Source organism: Micromonospora sp. NBC_00421 (assembly GCF_036017915.1).
Lineage (GTDB): Bacteria > Actinomycetota > Actinomycetes > Mycobacteriales > Micromonosporaceae > Micromonospora.
On the sequence record NZ_CP107929.1, the window covers coordinates 2,773,198 to 2,790,989 of the forward strand.

Below are 17,792 nucleotides of genomic sequence, written 5' to 3' on the forward strand. Positions count from 1 at the left end.
CCGGCACCGTTGACGCCACCGTCCGGCGTCAACCGGGCGGCAGCGCGGGTTCGACCATCGCCGCGACGAGCGCGGCCACCGGTACGGTCGCGAAACCGACCCGGGCGTCGCTGGCCCCGTACGGCAGCCAGAGCAGGCCGGCGTGCACGAGCGCGCCGCAGGAGTAGACGACGTTCGGCACGTACCCGTCGCGCTCGGTCTCGTCGGGGGCCAGCAGCGCGCCGGGCAGTTCGGCGACGACCCGCTCCGGGCGGTGCAGGTCGAGCAGGAGCGCGCCGATGGCGTACCGGCGCATCGGGCCGACACCGTGGGTGAGCACGAGCCATCCCGCGTCCGTCTCGACGGGTGAACCGCAGTTGCCGACCTGGATCAGCTCCCAGCCCCGGCGGGGGGCGTGCAGTGCTACCGGCCGCTGCCACCGGTTGTCGCCGTCCAGGCTGGTCAGGCCGATGGTCTCCCCGTCGGCACGGCACAGCGCGAGGTGCCGGCCGCCGACCGTACGGGGAAACAGCGCGACCCCCTTGTTGCGGACGCCCGGACCACGCATCGGGGTGATCTCGAAGCGTCGCAGGTCGGTGCTGCTCAGGGCCCGGGTGGCGATGCGTTGCCCGTCGTACGCGGTGTAGGTGGCCCGGTACACCGGTCCCGACTCGTCGACGAACCTGACGAACCGGGCGTCCTCCATCCCGTTCCGCTCGTCCGGGGTGGCCGGCCAGAGCACCCGTTGCGGCAGTCGGCTGTCGGCGGGGAACTCGACGGCGTAGCTGGCCGAACCGGCCCGTCTCAGGTGGGCGACGGTGGCCGGGGCGGTGCTCCGGGACAGCAGGTCGGCCGGCAGGTCGGCGATGACCCGGTCGAGCAGGGCCTCGTCGTAGCGGGCGGGCAGGGCGTCCAGCACGGTGGCGGACACCTCGTCGTCGCAGTCGATCTCGGCGAGCCCGGCGGCGAGCAGATCGCGGCGGTGCCGCAGCGGAACCCGCCGGCCCACTGTCAGCGGGCCGGGCCGGGCGTCGACGGTCAACTGGTCGCCGGGCCCGAGCACGGCGTCGGCGAACCCGATCGACGACAGGTGCCCCTCGCCGATCTGGCGCAGGCTGATCGCGACCCGGAGCTGACCCGCCGCCAGCCCGCCCTGGTCGGGGTGGACCACCATGGACGGGTTGCACAACGCGGCGGACTCCACCGCGTACTCGTGGCTGAAGTAGGCGCCGACCAGCAGGCGGGTCGCCGGGTCCAGGTCCCGGGACCGGGAGGCCCGGTGCCGGACCAGGTCGTGGTGGTGGTGGAAGGTGCGGTCCAGGTCCCGGTGCCGGTCGCCGAAACGGTGCCGGGCGTCCCGCAGCAGCCGGTCGGTCTCCTCGGCGTCGAGTCGGCAGATCCGGTCGATGAGCGCCTGCGCCCGGGTGCGGGCCACGGCCGCGTCCTCGCCGGGGACGAAGAGCCTGACGACGACCCGGCCCGGGTCGGGGCGCAGGGTGAGGTCCCGCCGGACGACCGGGGGTCCGGTCACGACCACCGCCGGGCGTGCTGCAGGGTGGAGATGAGCGCGAGGGTCGACTCGGCACCCTGGTTGAGGTTGGGTCCGTGCCGGGTCAACCCGTCGTAGCCACCGCCGGTGGCCGGGTCCCACATCGGGGTGCCGACGTCGTTGTCACCGAGGAACCACCCGACGGCCTGCCGCACACCGGTCTCCCAGCCGGCGTCACCGGTGACGGTGGCGGCGGTGGCACAGGCGTCGGCGAAGGCGGCCACCTCGAGCGGCTGCTGGTCGTGGCGCAGCCGCACCGCGCCACGTTCCCAACCGCCGGCCGGCACCACCGACAGCCGCCCGTCGCGCAGTTGGACGTCGCGCAGCCAGGCCAGCATCCGCAGGCCGTTGTCGAGCAGCGGTCCGTCGTGCCGTAGCTGGCTGGCCGCGATCACGACCTCGGCGAGAGCCGCACTGGCGTAGCTCAGCCGCGGCTGCGGCCAGGACCAGCCCGGATCGGCCGGCGGAGCACCGATCGAGGTGGCCGCGTCGGACAGCAGCGCGGCGGCGACCGCGTGGCTGGGGTGACGGCGCAGCACCTCGACGGCACCGAGCGCGGCGAAGGCCATGGCGTGCGGGGCCGGGCTGCGACGCACGGCTCCCGTGCTGAAGGCGACCAGCGCCTCCTCCCGGATCCAGGGTGCCGGGCTGCGGGCCACCGCGGTGCCCAGCCCCCACAGCGCCCGTCCCCACCAGTCGCCGAGGCCGGGCTGGTCGGCCCAGTGCCGGTCGAGGCCGAGCCGGTTGTGGAAGGCGCCCCGGGAGTTCTGCGCGTGGGTCAGGAAGGCGAGGTAGCACTCCGCGAGCCGGAGCACCGCGCCGGTCGGCTCCGGCTCACGGCTGGTGACGACGAGGCCGCGGGCGACGTCGTCGGTGCAGTAGCCGTGCCGCCGCCGCACGATGGCGTGCCGGGCGTGTTCGAACAGCCCGGTGTCGTCGCTCAACCGGGCGAGGTGGGCGAAGCTCGGTGCGGGCGTGGCCGCTCGGTGGGCGGCGGACGGGCTGCCGGCCGGTGGACCGGCCCGGCCGACGGTCGCGGTCACGCCGACACCCCGCTGACCACGGGCGGCCCGGTGGCGGTGAGCCGGTCGGCGAGGGCCGCGTACCGGGCCGCCACCGCCGGCCAGCGCAGCTCGGCGGCCACCGGTCGACGGCGGCCGGCGAGTCGGGCCGCCAGGCCCGACTCCGTCAGGATGCGCCGGACCGCCGTCGCCAGGGCCGTCGGGTCCGCATAGGGTACGACAAGACCGGGCCCGCCGGTGAGCAGCTCCACGGCGTGCGGGAACGGGGTGGCCACGACGGGAATCCCGGCGGCCACCGCCTCGACGAGCACGCCGGAGGTGACCTGCTCGCGGGAGTCGTACGGGAGCAGGACCACGTCGGCGGAGCGGATCAGCGCGCCGAGCGTGGCCGAGTCGTGGTAGACCGCCTGGTAGTCCACGGTGTGCGCGACACCCAGTTGCGCGCCGAGTTGGTGCAGGCCCGCCCGGTAACGCTCGCCCTGCTGCTCGATCACCTTGGGGTGGGTGCGGCCCGCGACGGTGAAGGTGGGGGTCGGTTCCAGGTCCTGCAACCGGGCCAGCGCCCGCAACGACCACTCGATGCCCTTGCCGGGGCCGAGCAACCCCCAGGTGAGCAGGTGCGGGCGGGTGCGGCGCGGGCCGGACCCGCCGACCGGGTCGGCGGTGCCGTGCGGGATGACGGTGACCCTGGTCGGGTCCACGGCGTAACCGACGAGCAGCCGGTCCCGGGCGGTGTCGGTCATCGTGACGACCGCCGCCGCCTCGGCGACGATCTGCTCCAGCAGGGACCTCTGCCGGGGGGTGGGCTGACGCAACACGGTGTGCAGGACCACGATGCTCGGCACGTCGAGCCGGCGCAGCAGCGGCAGGAGGTCCCGGCCGTCGACGCCCGGATAGATGCCGTACTCGTGCTGGACGACGGCGATGTCGTAGGTGTTCAGGGCGGCGGCGGCTTCCCGCCAGCCACCCGGGGTCCGCGCCGACCAGGTGTGCACCACGCCGGGCGGGGTGGCCCCCTGGTCGTCGGTGCCGTCGGTGACCCGGACGACGCCGGGTGCGCCGCCCCCGGTCAGGTGCGCGGCCAGCGCGGCGTTGAAGGTGGCCAGGCCGCACCGGGTCGGTGGGTGGGTGCTGAGGAAACCGTAGCGGGGCATGGGTCTGGCCTTCCGATTGTCGGCCGCGGCCCGGGGTGACGGGCGCGACGCGGGCCGGCGGGTGTCGCCGGGAGAACAGGGTGGCCGGGCGCGGGGGCCGGCCGGGCGGCGGACGTCGGCCGGTCAGCGCCTTCCGCGCCGGGGCGAGCCGATGAGCTGTTCGTAGACGGCCAGGTAGTCGGTGACCATCCGGTCCGCGCCGAAGCGCAGCCGGGCCCGTTCCCGGCAGCCGGCCCGGTCGATTCGCCCGATCCCGGCGACTGCGGCGGCGGCCTGCGCGACGGTGTGCACGAGCGACCCGGTGACCCCCTCGTCGACGACCTCCGGCATCGATCCCCGCGCGAACGCCACGACGGGTGTGCCGCACGCCATCGACTCCACCACCGACAGTCCGAACGGCTCGTCGAAGGCGATCGGGTGGAGCAGGGCGGCGCTGACGCCGAGGATCTCCGCGCGGCGGCGGGGGCCCACCGAGCCGAGGAAGACGACCTGTTCGCCGTCGATGTGCGGGGCCACCTGTTCGGCGAAGTACCGCTCGTCCTGCACGATGCCGCAGATGGTCAGGGGCCGGCCGGCCAGCCGGGCGATCTCGATGGCGGTGTGGGTGCCCTTGTCCGGGTGGATCCGGCCGAAGACGACCAGCCCCGGGCCGGCCTGCGGGCTGAACGGCAGCGCGGTGAGGTCCACCCCGTGGTGCACGGTCGCGACGTAGTCGAGCCCGGCGGCCCGGTCCGCGTCGGAGATCGACACGTACGACGAGCGGGCCCGGGCGTACGCGGGCAGGATGCCGGCGCCGGAGAAACCGTGGACTGTGGTGAGCAGCGGTGCGCGGCAGTGCTCGGCGAAGGCGAGCGGCAACCAGTCGAGGTGGCTGTGCACCAGGTCGAACTCCGCCGCGCGGGCGAACGCGTGGGAGACGTGCATCGCCTCCCAGACCCGTCCGTCCATCGACGGGTCGTCGGCGTACCCGCGGGGGCACACCCCGTCGAGAGCGGCGGAGGTGACCGAGTCCAGCGTCGCGAAGAGGGTCACGTCCACGCCGCGGGTGGTCAGGCCCTCGGCGAGCAGGCCGGTCACCTGCTCCCAGGGGCCGTAGTGGTGCGGCGGGGTCCGCCAGGCGACCGGCCCGAGCAGGGCCAGTCTCACGGGGACGGCGCGTCGGCGAGCGCGGCCGGATCGAGTCGCAGGGTCGCGAGGAGACCGACGTGCTTGGCCGGGTCGACCCACTCCGGTAGTTCCCGTTCGACCCAGGTGGCTCTGGCCGGCTGGCCCCGCTCCCGTAGGGCTTCGACGATCCGGTGCCTGGCGATCCTCATCGGGTGCTCCCTCATGAAGCCGTGGGGTGTTCGTGGACCCTTCGGCGTGCGGAAGGGGGCGTGACGGCCGTCCTCGCTGGTACGGGTGTCACGTCGGCCGGCCGGGCGGGGGCGGGGTGACAGGTCCGCGTGACGACGGTGCCGGCCGCCGGGCGGCCGGAACGCGGAGGACGTCGTCGCGGTGATCATCATGGATCAGGCCCGTCAGGCCGGCTACGGCGAACTGGCGGGGCCACCGGGGACCCGAGCGACAACGCCACCGTACGCCTCATCCGGCAGGAAGACACCATGGTGGCCGGCGAACCACCGCCCCGGGTGACCCGACAGGTGCCTGGACACTCCGTCCGTGTCAGGCGGAGGCGGCCGGTTCGGCGGATCCGGTCGTCGCGCCGTCACCCGATCCGGGTGACGGGGTGGCGGTGGGTCGGGCGTCGCCCCCCGCCTCCAACCGGCGGACGTCCCGACTGGCCAGCATGCCCAGCACGGCCAGCGCGACCGCCGCCGCGAGGATCAGCAGCGTGTCGCGGGTGCCGATCGCCGCAGCGACCGGCCCGACCGTCACCTGGCCCAGCGGGATGGCCACGAACGAACCCAACATGTCGTACGAGTAGACCCGGGCCAGCCGGTCGGCCGGGATGTGCTGCGCGATCGACGTCTCCCAGGCCACCGAGAACTGCTCCACGGCGATCCCGACCGTCACCCCGGCCGCCACCAGCACCCCGATGGTCGGTTTCAGGGCCAGCCCCAGCAGGAGCGCCGACTCGGCGAACATGCAGGCCACCCCGAGCAGCAGCAGTCGGCGTACCCGGATGCGCAGCGCGACGACGCCGCCGACGACCATCCCGACGGTCTGCGCCGCCAGCACCAGGCCCCAGCCGCTGCGGCCGATCGTGCCGTCGGCGACGGCCGGACCGAGCACGTTCACCCCACCGGCGAGCGCCCCGTTGAGCACCATGAAGCCGAGCACGACCACCCAGACCCAGGTCCGCGCGACGAACTCGGACCACCCCTCCCGCAGATCGGCGACGATGCCCATCCGGGCGGCGCCGGCCCGCGCGGCGGGGACCCGGACCCCGGTGAAGGCCACCGCCGCGACGGCGAAGGTGAACGCGTCGACGGCGAGACCCCAGCCGGGCCCGACCGCGGCGACCAGCAGGCCGCCGAGCGCCGCGCCGCCGATCATGCCGGTGTTCATGCCGAGCCGGAGGATCGCGTTCGCGGGCTGGATCAGCTCCGCCGGCACGGTCTGCGGTGTCACGGCGGCCGATGCGGGTTGGGCCAGTGCGCTCACTACCCCGTTGGCCGCACCGAGCGCCAGCAGCAGAGGGATCGTCGCCGTGCCGGTGAGGACCAGGGTGGCCACCGTGGCCTGGGTCAGCGCACCGAGCAGGTTGGAGCCGACCAGCACCAGCCGACGCGGGACCCGGTCGGCCAGCACGCCGCCGAAGAGCACGAACAGCACGTTCATCAGCGATCGCGCGCCGACGACCAGGCCCAGGTCCCGCACCGACCCGGTCAGGTCGAGCACGGCGAAGGCCAGCGCGACCGGGGCGACCGCGTTGCCCACCATGTTGACCAGCCGGCCGGCGGCCAGGTATCGGAAGGCGGCGTACCGCAGCGGGGCGAACATGATCTCCCTCTGGAGCAGACGCGTGACCGACCCGCGCACCCTAACCAACAACGTCGGCCGGCGGGGTACGGCGGATCGATCTGTCGATGGCGGAGGCTGGGCCGGCCGACGTCGAGAGGTCTCACAGCGGCATTGACCTGCGTGGCTTCACCGCGTCGAGATCAACTTGTCACGCCCGTGACACGATCCGGCTCGACAGTGGGTCATCGTCGCCCACCCCTCAAGGAGCGTCATGGCCCCCACCCCACCGACCGACGCCGAGCTGGACGTCCTCATCCGCGCCCGGCTCGCGTCGCTCGGCGTCGATCTCGACCAGCTCCCGCCCGGCACCACCGCCGACCCGCAGACCGGCTCCCCCGGCCGGGACTCCGTCCTGGCCTCGCTGCGCTCCTTCGTCCGCAGCACGGTGGGCACGCTCGCCGCCTACCAGCTGCCCGCCCCTGCCGGCACCGACCCGGCCGTGGCGAAGGCGTTGTCCCAGCAGCCCGCGCCGATGCTCTACCCCTCGATCAGCACGGAATGGCGGAAGTGATGAGCACAGCACCTGCCGACCGCGGCGTCGACCGTCGCGCCTTCCTCGCCCGGACCGCCGCGCTGGCCACCGCCTCGGCCGTCGGCGGCGTCGTCGGGCTGCCCGCCGTGGCCTCGGCGGCCGGCAGCACCCGAACATCGGCCGTTCCGGTTGGTCGCTACAATCCCGCGCTGGCCGTGCCGAACGCCTACGTCAAGCCGCGTCCGGAGGCGGTGGCCGACCCGACCGAGCTGACCGTCGCCGAGGCGGCCTGGCTGATCCGGGCAGGCAAGCTCACCCCCGAGAAGCTGGTCGAGGCGTACCTGGCCCGGATCTCCACGTACGAGCCGACCTACCAGGCGTTCAACCTGGTGCTCGCCGACCAGGCGGTCAAGGCGGCCCGGGCGATGGCGAAGAAGCCACACCGGGGCGCGTTGCACGGCATCCCGCTGGCCATCAAGGACAACTACTACACCGCCGGGGTGCCGACCACCGCCAGCTCGTACCTGTTCGCCGACTTCCGGCCACCGTACGACGCCACGGCGGTGACCCGGCTGGTCACCGGCGGCGGGGCGATCGTGCTGGGCAAGACCCAGATGGGCCCGCTGGCCACCACCCGGGCCACCACCCCCGCCGGGGTGGTCACCACGGTCAACGCCTGGACCCCCGCCGACCCGCGCACCGACCCGGGCGGGTCGTCCACCGGCACCGCCACCGCCGTGGCGGCACGGCTCGCCGCGTCCGGCACCGGCACCCAGACCGGTGGCTCGATCACCGCGCCGTCCAACGCGCAGAACCTCACCGGGCTCAAGCCGACGATGGGCCGGGTGTCGCTGCACGGGATCATCCCGCTCAGCTACACCCGCGACCACCCCGGCCCACTGGCCCGCGACGCCAAGGACGCGGCCATCATGCTCACCGCGATGGCCGGCGAGGACCCGGCCGACCCGCGCAGCCAGGGTCTGCCCGAGGTGCCGAAGCTGATCGACGCGGCCACCCCGACCTACCAGGGCGGCAAGCTCAAGCTGCGGTGGAAGACCCGGATCGGGGTGTTGCCCGGCTTCACCGCCGGCACCTCGGAGACCGCGCTGGCCCGGCAGGCGTACCTGGCGAAGCTCGCCGCGATCACCGGCGCGACGGTGGTCGACGTGCCGCTGCCCGACGAGTGGGACCTGCTCACCGGCAGCGCTTTCAACAACGTACGGCTGCCGGAGCGCACCGAGCCCTTCATGCCCTACCTGCGTACCGACCTGCGTGGCTTCGGGGTGTCGGTGACCGGCTGGTTGCAGGGCGCGCTGCTGGGCAGCGGTGAGTTCATCACCGGCCAGCGGGCCAAGCTGCTGTTGATGGAACGGGTGCTCGACCAGCTCTTCGCCGGCTGCGACGTGGTGGTGCAGACCGGCCCGGTGCCGTTCGACATCCTCGGCCTGCCCGAGATCGGCTTCCCGATCGGGTTCACCGGCGCGGGCCTGCCGATCGGCACCATCCTCGGCGGCCTGCCGTACGGCGAGGACCGGCTGTTGTCGGTGGTCGCCGCCTACCAGGCGGTCACCGACTGGCACCTGCGGCGACCGGCCAACCCACCGGCCGCACCGTCGGTGGTGGGGCGCAGCGCGGCCCCCGCCGGCCTGCGGCTCTCCGCCGACGAGGTAGCCCAGCTCAGCCAGTGACCGTCAGGTCGTCCGCCCGCCGGCTCACCGGCGGGCGGACGGCACCCGGCGGCGGACCACAGCCGGCGGGCGGACGTGCCGCCACCAGCGCATCCCGCCCGGCCGGATCGCCGGCAGCGGCACCCGGCGGGCCAGGTCGACCGATGGCGACCGATCTCAGCCGATCGTGGTCAGCTTCGGCAGCACCTCGTCGGCGACCCGCCGGGTGAACTCCACCGGGTGCCGGTCCGGGGTGACCTGCACCTCGGTCACCCCGAGCGCGGCATACGCGGTCACCTCGGCAAGGAATCCGTCCACGTCGGCCAGCGGCGGTCGCATCACGATCACCGTCTTGTCGATGGCGTCGTAGTCGCGGCCCTCGGCGGCGCAGTGCCCGCGCAGCACGTCGAGCTTGTGCGCCACCTCGGCGGGGCTGCTGCCGAACAGGTTGCAGGCGTCGGCGTACCTGGCCACCAGCAGCAGGGTCTTCTTCTCGCCGCTGCCGCCGATCATGATGGGCGGGTGGGGCCGTCGCAGCGGCTGCGGCGAGTTGAGCGTCTCGGCCAGCCGGTAGTGCCGACCCTCGAACGGCCCGTTGTCGTCGCTCCACATCTGCTTGCAGATCCGCAGCGTCTCCTCCAGCCGTTCGAACCGCTCGGCCACCGGCACCACCGGCACCCCGAGGCCGTGCTGCTCGCGCTCGTACCAGGACGCGCCGATGCCGAGCCGGGCCCGGCCGCCGGAGAGCACGTCCAGGGTGGTCACGATCTTGGCGAGCAGCCCCGGGTAGCGGTATATCACGCCGGTGACCAGCACACCGAGCGTCATCCGCGAGGTCCGCGCCGCGACGAAACCCAGCGTCGTGTACGCCTCCAGCATCGGCTCCTCGGCCGGGGCCATCGCCTCCATCTGGAAGTAGTGGTCCATCACGGTGAACGACGCGACCCCGGCCTCTTCCGCGATCGTCGCGGTCTCGATCAGGGTCGGTGCGATCGCCGCCGGATCGGCCGGGGTCGAGTAGTTCCAGTAGTGCAGTCCGAGTCTCATGCCTCGCCCACCTCCGCACCGATCCTAGTGGCGTACGGGGCCGTCCGCCCCGGCTGCCGTCGGCGACGCGTCACCGTCCAGCACCGCGCGGGTCAGGGCGGCCAACCCCGCCTCCCAGCGCTCGTCGGGCCAGTCCCGCAGGTGTTCCACCAGGTCGCTGCGGACGGCCGCCAACAGAGCGTGGGCCAGGTAGTCCGCCGACTCGGGGCCGCGCGCCTCGGTGACCAGAGCAACCAGCAGGACGTGCCACTGCTCGTACGACCCGGTGGTCAGCGCCGCCCGCAACTGGTCGCCGCGCTGCGCGTACAGGGCCCGGAGCAGCCCCATCCGGTCGCCGAAGCGGCGGAACAGCGTGCCCTTGCCCACTCCGGCGGCGGCGGCGATGTCGTCCATCGAGACCTGGTCGGGGTCGGTCGCGGCATCGAACAACCGACCTGCGGCGGCCAGTACGGCCGCCTGATTTCGTGCCGCGTCGGCGGCTTCGTCGATCCGGCCGACATCGCCGAGGTGGCGGTCCGCGCCCTCACCGACCCGACGTCACACGACACCGAGCACCTCGTCACCGGCCCCGAGCGCCTGAGCTACGCCGACGTCGCCGCCGTCCTCACCGACACCGGCGGCCGACCGGTCCGGCACCGGGCCGTCAGCGCGGCAGAACTCACGGCGTACCACGAGGTCAACGGCCTGCCGCCCGACTTCGCCCGGTTCCTCGCGAGCCTGGACACGGCGATCGCGGCCGGCGCGGAGGACCGGACCACAAGCACCGTCGCGGACGTGACCGGCCGCCCACCCCGGTCGTTCCGGGACTTCTGCCGGGACCGGCTGCCCGGCGGCCCCCACCCCACCCCCGACCGCACCACCTCACCGACCTGACGGGTCCACAGTGTCCGGGCGTCCCACGGCGCGTCTGGCGCGGTTCCCCGCCCCGGGGAACGGGCCGGTCAGGGCGTCAGGAAACCCTCGGCCCGCAGCCACGCCTCACACGCGTCGGTCCAGGTCGCCGTGTGCGGGTCGTGGGCGATGAAGGGGTGGCTCCGGCCCCCGTACGCGACGCCGTCGGCCAGCCCGATGCCGTGGCCGCCGCGCGGGTAGATGTGCAGTTCGACAGGTACCCCGGCGGCCACGAGCACCCGGGCCCACTCCAGGGCGTTGGGGACCCCCGGCGGGTCCTGGGCGGCCGCCCACACGAACGTCGGGCACACCGTCGAGTCCACCTGCCTGGCCGGTGACAGCTCGTCCTTGATCGGGATCAGCTCGCCCAGCAGCCCCTCGACCGCCGGCGGGGGAAGCAGATCCAGGTCGGCCAGGGCGTACGCCAGGATCGCGAAGTCCGGGCGCGGCGGGTCGACGACGCCGGTCTCGATCGACAGCACCGTGCCGGTCATCAGCAGCCCGGCCAACTGCCCGCCGGCGCTGGAGCCGATGACGCCGACCGGACCGGTGTCGAGCCCGTGGGCGCCGTGTCTGGCATAGGCCAGCGCGGCTCGGGCGTCCTGCAACGGTGCGGGGAACCGGTCGGGCAACAGCCGGTATTCGAGGACGAAGGCGTGCAGCCCGATGCCGGCCAGCCAGCGGGCATAGCCCTCACCCTCGTGCGGGGGAAGCTCCCGGAAGCGGCCGCCGGGGAGGACCAGTACGGCCGGCCGGGGGCCTGTGAAACGGTCGTCGGCCGGATAGACCGTGATCCGCTCGGAGATTGTTGCCTGGGCTGGCGAGATGGCAGTGCCACCTTTCGCTACCACGCCTCCATGCCTGACGATCCGTCCGCCACCGGCACGCGACGCTCCGGCAATGCTAACCGGTGGCACCGACGGCGCGCGGGCGGGCGACCCGGTCGTAGCCCGCCCCGCGCCCGGGTCGGTCAGCCGCGCCGCCACTTCTGGTTGGCCCCGCCGGTGCACTCCCAGATGACCAGCCGGGCACCGTCCGCGCTGTTCGCGCCCTGCACGTCGACACACTTGTTGGCCTGCGGATTGACCAGGTCACCGGCCCCGCTGAGGACGAACTGCTGGGCCGGGTTGCCGCTGCACCTGGCCAGTTGGACGACCGCCCCGTTGGCGGTCGAGCCCCAGGCCACGTCCATGCACAGCCCGAGCGCCCGGACCGTGCCGTCGCCGGCGAAGGTCCAGCGTTGGGCGTCGGTGCCGTTGCAGGTCCACAGTTGCAGGTACTGACCGTCGACGCCGTTGGAGTTGGGCACGTCGATGCACTTGCCGGCGTACCCGACGAGCTGGCCGGCCCCGCCACCGCCGGTGGTGGTCAGCGACAGCCCGTACGCGCCGAGGATCTCGTTGACCGGCTGGTAGACCGTGGTGCCACCGGAGTTGCAGTCGCCACCCGCGCCGGAGGTGACGCCCTGCGCCTGGTTGCCGGAGACGAACGCGCCGCCGGAGTCGCCGGGCTGGGCGCACGCGCTGCTCGCCACCAGGCCGTACACCAGGGAACCGGAGTAGTTGACCGTGACGTCCCGGGCGGTGATCGTGCCGCACCGCCAGCCGGTGGTCCGGCCGGACCGGCAGACCGAACTGCCGACGGCCGCCTCCGCCGAACCGGCCACCGAGGTCGTGCCGCCGTTGTAGGTGTTCACCGTGGGCGTGGCCACCCACGAGGAGTTGGTCTGCACCCAGGCGTAGTCGTTACCCGGGAAGGACGAGCCCCGGAAGGTGCCCTGCGCGACGCCGCTGCCGCTCGTGGTGCTGCCCGCCCCGCCGCAGTGCCCGGCGGTGACGAAGCCACCGGCGACGGCGAAGCCGACCGAGCAGAGCACGTTGTTGTTGATGACGTACTGGTCGCCGCCCCGGATGTCGTAGACCGGGCGGTACGGCTGCGCGACAGCGACCGGACGGGCCGCGTCGGCGGTGCCGGTGGCCTGGGCGAACGCCCGGGCCGGGGCGGTGCCGGCGGCCTGGATCACCACACTGTTGCTCGCCTGGTCCACATACCACGAGTGCACGGCCGGGCCGGCCAGGCCGGCCGCCCGGTCGAGGGTGGTCCTGGCCCGGTCCAGTTCGGCCAGGCTCCGCCGGACCAGTTGCGGGTGGGCGCCGGCACGGCGGACCCGGGCGGCGTCGGCGGCCGTGGTCACCCCGACCACCAGGGTGCTCCCGTCCGCCGCGATCCAGGACCCGCCGTACGCGGTGCCCAGCTCGGCCTGGAGCCGACGCACGGTCGACGGTGCACCGGCCTCGACGACCGTGCGGAGGCGGAGCTGCTCGTCGGTCAGCCCGAGGTCCCGACGCAGCGCAGCCCGCTGCCCGGCGGGGAGTCCGGCGGACGGGTCGACAGCGGCCGGTACGACCGGGGCGGGTGGTGCGCCGATCGGCGCGGCCCCGGCCGGCGCGGCGGCCAGCGTGCCGACAAGCGTCGCGGCCCCGAGAACGGCACCCAGGTGACGGATCATTCTGCACCCTCCAAGGGTTTCGACAGATGTGAGAGCGCTCTCAGGCAACAATCTCTACCAATTGATGCGCATCTGTCAATGCGCCAGCGCCCGGCCGGGCCACCGGTCGACCGCGCGGTCACGAACCCCCTTCGCATTTCCCTTGATCGGCACTAGGCTCTCCGCAGTCCGGAGTGGACGACCACGGAGGTGCCCATGAAGAAGATGACCATCCGTCGTACGCGCGCACTGCGTCTGGTGTCCGGCGCCCGCCGGCTCTGGATCGAGTGGTGCTGGTAACTACCGGCCCGGCGGGCGCCCCCGGGCGCCCGCCCTCCGGAGCCCCGGCCCAGCCATGAGCGGCGAGCCACCGCCGTACGACTGCCACCGCGACCACGGGCCGTACGCCGGAGTGGCCGACCTCCTCGGCCGGATCGCCGCCGACCGCCCCCGGTTGGCCGCCCGGCACCGGGTCGAGTTGCGGGCCATCGCGCCCCGGCTCGACGCGGGCAGGCGCACCGCCGCCGAGGAGCAGCCGATCCGGTTCCATCCCGCCCGGCGCACCGCCGCCCTGGCCTACGGCGCGACCGAGTTCGTGGCGGCCTGGGCGGGCACCCTCCGACGCCCGGTCACGCTCCGGTTCGCGCACGTCGGTGCCGCCGACGAGACCACCCGGGAGCTGCTGGGCTCGCTGGCCGGCCGGCTCGGGGCGTACCCGGTGCGGCTGGAGCTGCGCGACGACGGCCCGGCCCGGCCGGCGGTCGACCCGACCCCGGCGGCCCTGCGCACCGCCCTCGGTGAGAGCCTGGCCGGCGGCTTCTACCACCATGCTGCCCGCACCGCCCGGCACGGACGCACCCTGGTCACCCCGGCCGACGACCTGCCGCACTGGTGGGCGTTCACCACCGGCCTGGCCACCGCCCTGGCGGCGCTGGACCAGGCCACCGAGGCGCTCGACCTCTATCACGAGGCGCGGGCCAGCACCGACGACCCCAAGATCACCATGTCGGCCGCGTACGCCACCGCCATGCTGTACGCCCGGCACCTGCCCGCCGCCGCGCAGGACCCGGCGCGGGCCAGGCACTGGCTGGAGCAGGCGCTCCGGCTCGCCCGCACGGTGGCCGACCACCGGCAGCGGGTGCTGTCGACAGTCTTCTACGAGCAGGGCCTGGCCCTACTGGACAGCCGGGCGGGCGAGCCGGAGCGGGCGCTCCGGCTGATCGACGACGGTCTGGCCCGGCTGACGGCGGTGCTCGCCCCCGGTGAACGTCCCCAGGACCTGGCCCGGCTGCGCCACAACCGGGCCCAGCTCTATCTGGCGTTGGGCGATCCGCAGCGGGCCCTGACCGAGCTCGACACCGTGATCGGCCACGACCCCGACAACTGCGAGTACTACGTGGACAGGGCCGCCCTGCACCGGGCGGCCGGGCGGCACCGGGCCGCGATCCGGGACCACGGTGCCGCGATCCGCCTCGGGCCGCACCTGCCGGAGGCCTACTTCAACCGGGCGGTGCTGCACCAGGAGCGGGGCCGCACCGGGCGGGCCCGCGACGACCTGGAACGGGTGCTCGCCATCGATCCAGGGCACCTCGACGCCCGGATCGCCCTGGTCAACCTGCACCTCGGCCGGGGTGCGCTCGACGTCGCCGAGGCGGGGGCGCGGGCCGGGCTGGCGTTGACCCCGGACGAGCCCGTCCTGCTGTGCACCCTCGGGCTGATCCGCTCGGAGCGCGGTGGTCCGGCCGAGGCCGAGGAGCTGTTCAGCCGGGCGTTGGCCGGCGATCCGGAACTGGTCGAGGCGTGGACGAACCGGGCCGCCGTCCGGTTCGACCGGGGCGAGGTGGCCGCCGCCGTGGCCGACCTGGACCGGGCGGTCGCGCTGTCGGCGGCACCGGTGCCCCGCTACAACCGGGGCACCGCGCTGGTCCGGCTCGGCCGCTGGGACGAGGCCGCCCGGGATTTCACCGACGCGCTCGACGCGCCCGACCTGGACCGGTCACTGCGTCGCGACCTGAGCACCGCACTCGCCCGCTGCCGCCGTCGCACCTCCTGACCGGCCGCACGTGGCCCGGGTGGGCAACGACGTCGGGGTGCGTGGGGTCGGGCGGACGGCCCGACCCCACGCACCCCGATGGCCGACCGGTCAGCTGCGCAGGCTCCACTGCTGGTTGGTGCCGCCGTTGCAGGCCCAGAGGATCAACTTGGTGCCGTTGGCCGTACCAGCGGCGTTCGCGTCCAGGCAGAGCCCGGACTGCGCGCCGGTGATCGTGCCGTTGGCGTTGACGTTCCACTGTTGGTTGGTGCCGCCGTTGCAGTCCCAGATCACCACCTTGGTGCCGTTGCTGGTGCCCTGCCCGGAGGCGTCCAGGCACTTGTTGCCATAGACCATCAACTGCCGGCTGGCGGTCTGGGTCCACCGCTGGTTGGTCGCGCCGGTGCAGTCCCAGAGCTGGGCCTGGGTGCCGTTGGTGGTGCTGGAGCCGGTGACCTCGGCACAGCGGCCGGACTGGACCCCGACGAGCTGCACGCCCTGCGCCGGCGGGTTGGTGGTGCCCTGCACCCCGGCGTTGGCGATGACGGTCTGCGCGCCCGAGGGCCAGTTGTTGTTGCTGACCACGGTGTTGTTGTTGACGACGTTGCCCCGGTCACCGTTGGTCACGTTGGTGCTGTTGTTTGTCGACCAGTTGTTGGTGACGGTGAAGTTGCCCATGTTCTCGGCGTACCAGTAGTTGGCGGTGGCCCAGGTGCCGGTGGAGGAGAACACGTTGTTGCGGGCGGTGTAGTAGCGGGAGCCCTCGTCGAAGTAGAGCCCGAACCAGCCGTTGGTGCGCAGGCAGTAGTTCTCGTTGATGGTCCCGCCAGGGTTGGCCGACAGCGTGTAGATGCAGCCGCCGTCGGTCATCTGCTGCATCACGTCGTGCACGTAGTTGCCGATGACCTGGTTGTTGGCCGCGGTGGTCGCCGTCGAGTAGCGCGGCTGGTAGTTGTACAGCCCGCGGTTGGCGTAGTGGTTGCTGCCGCCCGCGTCGTTGGCACCCCAGCCGTAGCCGACCGACAGCCCGGTGTACGGCATGTTGTAGACCTCGTTGTGCGACACCAGCGAGGTGTTGACGTAGGTGGTCAGGATCGAGACCACGCCCCGGTACTCCAGGCCCAGGTCGTGCACCCGGTTGTTGCTGATGGTGATGTTCCGGTTGACCATCCGCTGGTCACTCGGGTGGTGGGCGTCGGCGCGGACACCGCCGACCACGACACCGCCTGCCGAGTTGCGGGCGATCTCGGAACGGGTGACGGTGATGTTGCTGGCTCCCAGGCCGACCCCGCTGGCGTGCGCGTTGGCGTCGTTGCCGATGCCGATGGCGGTCTGCCCCAGGTTGACGAACTGCGAGTCGCTGAAGGTGATGGTGTTGGCGGCGGAGACCTGCACGGCGGCCGGCATCTGGGCCCAGCTCGGCCGGGTGGCCTCGAACAGCGGGCAACCCTCCTGGCAGGAGGTCAGCGCGTCGGCCGGACGGGCCCAGGTGCCGACGATGTGCGCGCCGGTCTGCTGGTCGGCGAAGCCGTTGCTGCTGCTCGGGCCGAGCCAGCTGGTGCCGGTGAAGGTGATCCCGCTGAACGCGATGTGGTGCGCCGGGGCGTCGTAGCTGCCGCCGACGTTCACCAGCGACTGCAACTGCGGCAGCTCCACGCTGACGCTGCTCATGTTCTGCCCGGCCAGCGGGATGTAGTTGAGCTGCCCGCTGCCCGGGTTCAGGTACCACTCCCCCGGGCTGTCCAGGAACTCGTACGCGTTGGCCAGGTAGAACGCCCCGGCCCGGTGCGGCTTGGACAGGGTGTCGAAGCCGAAGGTGTTGTTGTTCCAGGCCGGCTGCTGCATGGTCAGGAAGTTGCCGCTGATGCTCTGCACCGGCGAGTACCTGTCGGTGAACGAGCCGACGCTCTCCACCTCGACCCGGTTCTGGTTGCCCAGGTTGTTGAGGTAGCTCAACGCGCCGTTGCTGAACCGCATGCCGCTGGTGGTGAAGGTGAAGTCGGCCCGGTTGACGGCGGTCCGCGCCCGGGTGGCGACCGCGCCGTTGACGTAGAGCTGCCGGCTGTCGATCCCGGCGGGCACGTTGGCCCGCCAGATGTTCTTTCCGGAGTCGACCAGCGACCAGCCGGTGACCGCCCGGGCCCCGCTGATCACCGGGCGCGCGGACGCGGCGGCCCGCCACGTCACGGTGTAGCCGTTGGTGCCGGAGTCGGCGGCGGTGAGCCGGAACGGCGCGCCGAGCCGGTAGACGCCGTCGGCCAGCTCGACGACGATGTCGCCGGACATCGAGGTGTTGAGGGAGCGGACCGCGTTCTGCGCCTCGGTCAGCGCGCACGGCTGGCTGGCGGAGCAGGCGGTGCCGCTGCCGGAGGGGGACGCGTAGAGCGTGGTGGTGGCGGCGAGGGCGGGGTTGGCCGAGGCGACCACGGCGACCGCGGCGGCGACCGCCGAGGCGGCCAGGCCGGCCAGCGCCTGCCTACGCCCGCTGGGGGATGTCGGGACGGACACGGGTGGGACTCCTATC

Annotated in this window: 15 protein-coding genes; 4 read left to right on the forward strand and 11 right to left on the reverse strand. The window is 73.5% G+C overall.

All coding sequences use genetic code 11. The features are described from left to right. Window positions 1-28: 28 nt before the first annotated feature. From OHQ87_RS12055 to OHQ87_RS12080, 6 genes are all read right to left on the reverse strand, one after another. A complete protein-coding gene (locus tag OHQ87_RS12055; protein WP_328347870.1) occupies window positions 29-1,510 on the reverse strand; it encodes a glycoside hydrolase family 130 protein in 1,482 nt (493 codons plus the stop codon). Further along, window positions 1,507-2,571, reverse strand: coding sequence for a glycosyltransferase (locus OHQ87_RS12060; RefSeq protein ID WP_328347872.1), 1,065 nt, complete (start codon window positions 2,569-2,571; stop codon window positions 1,507-1,509). The genes OHQ87_RS12055 and OHQ87_RS12060 overlap by 4 nt, the downstream gene beginning before the upstream one ends. After that, window positions 2,568-3,704, reverse strand: a complete 1,137-nt coding sequence (locus OHQ87_RS12065; RefSeq protein ID WP_328347873.1) for a glycosyltransferase — start codon at window positions 3,702-3,704, stop codon at window positions 2,568-2,570. The genes OHQ87_RS12060 and OHQ87_RS12065 overlap by 4 nt, the downstream gene beginning before the upstream one ends. A gap of 123 nt (window positions 3,705-3,827) precedes the next feature. Further along, window positions 3,828-4,850: a glycosyltransferase family 4 protein gene (locus OHQ87_RS12070; RefSeq protein ID WP_328347874.1), complete on the reverse strand. Its 1,023-nt coding sequence runs from the start codon at window positions 4,848-4,850 to the stop codon at window positions 3,828-3,830. Then, window positions 4,847-5,020, reverse strand: coding sequence for a hypothetical protein (locus OHQ87_RS12075; protein WP_328347875.1), 174 nt, complete (start codon window positions 5,018-5,020; stop codon window positions 4,847-4,849). The genes OHQ87_RS12070 and OHQ87_RS12075 overlap by 4 nt, the downstream gene beginning before the upstream one ends. Before the next feature lie 349 nt (window positions 5,021-5,369). Next, the gene (locus tag OHQ87_RS12080) at window positions 5,370-6,650 is read right to left on the reverse strand and encodes an MFS transporter (RefSeq protein WP_328347877.1); all 1,281 of its coding nucleotides are present in this window, start codon (window positions 6,648-6,650) and stop codon (window positions 5,370-5,372) included. 232 nt (window positions 6,651-6,882) lie between these two features. Here OHQ87_RS12080 and OHQ87_RS12085 point away from each other — a divergent pair, with 232 nt between their 5' ends. Next, window positions 6,883-7,182, forward strand: a complete 300-nt coding sequence (locus OHQ87_RS12085; RefSeq protein WP_328347878.1) for a hypothetical protein — start codon at window positions 6,883-6,885, stop codon at window positions 7,180-7,182. Further along, window positions 7,182-8,831 carry an amidase gene (locus OHQ87_RS12090; RefSeq protein ID WP_328347880.1) on the forward strand — a complete coding sequence of 550 codons (1,650 nt, stop codon included), beginning with the start codon at window positions 7,182-7,184 and terminating at the stop codon, window positions 8,829-8,831. The genes OHQ87_RS12085 and OHQ87_RS12090 overlap by 1 nt, the downstream gene beginning before the upstream one ends. A gap of 156 nt (window positions 8,832-8,987) precedes the next feature. Here the strand turns inward: OHQ87_RS12090 and OHQ87_RS12095 are convergent, their stop codons facing one another. Next, window positions 8,988-9,857 (reverse strand): LLM class F420-dependent oxidoreductase, encoded by an 870-nt coding sequence (locus OHQ87_RS12095; RefSeq protein WP_328347882.1) that lies wholly within the window; start codon window positions 9,855-9,857, stop codon window positions 8,988-8,990. Window positions 9,858-9,881: 24 nt separating this feature from the next. Continuing rightward, entirely contained in the window at window positions 9,882-10,346 is a 465-nt protein-coding gene (locus OHQ87_RS12100; RefSeq protein WP_328348823.1) for a TetR/AcrR family transcriptional regulator, read from the reverse strand. 18 nt (window positions 10,347-10,364) lie between these two features. Between OHQ87_RS12100 and OHQ87_RS12105 the strand changes: the two genes are divergently transcribed. Beyond that, complete coding sequence (locus tag OHQ87_RS12105) at window positions 10,365-10,730, forward strand: hypothetical protein (RefSeq protein WP_328347884.1); 366 nt, start codon at window positions 10,365-10,367, stop codon at window positions 10,728-10,730. Window positions 10,731-10,798: 68 nt separating this feature from the next. On the opposite strand, the gene OHQ87_RS12110 is transcribed toward OHQ87_RS12105, so the two are convergent. After that, entirely contained in the window at window positions 10,799-11,599 is an 801-nt protein-coding gene (locus tag OHQ87_RS12110) for an alpha/beta hydrolase (RefSeq protein ID WP_328347886.1), read from the reverse strand. Between the two features lie 119 nt (window positions 11,600-11,718). Continuing rightward, window positions 11,719-13,257, reverse strand: a complete 1,539-nt coding sequence (locus OHQ87_RS12115; RefSeq protein ID WP_328347888.1) for a ricin-type beta-trefoil lectin domain protein — start codon at window positions 13,255-13,257, stop codon at window positions 11,719-11,721. A gap of 334 nt (window positions 13,258-13,591) precedes the next feature. Here OHQ87_RS12115 and OHQ87_RS12120 point away from each other — a divergent pair, with 334 nt between their 5' ends. Further along, window positions 13,592-15,289 (forward strand): tetratricopeptide repeat protein, encoded by a 1,698-nt coding sequence (locus tag OHQ87_RS12120; RefSeq protein WP_328347890.1) that lies wholly within the window; start codon window positions 13,592-13,594, stop codon window positions 15,287-15,289. Window positions 15,290-15,379: 90 nt separating this feature from the next. Here the strand turns inward: OHQ87_RS12120 and OHQ87_RS12125 are convergent, their stop codons facing one another. After that, window positions 15,380-17,776, reverse strand: coding sequence for an RICIN domain-containing protein (locus tag OHQ87_RS12125; RefSeq protein WP_328347892.1), 2,397 nt, complete (start codon window positions 17,774-17,776; stop codon window positions 15,380-15,382). Between the last annotated feature and the right edge of the window lie 16 nt (window positions 17,777-17,792).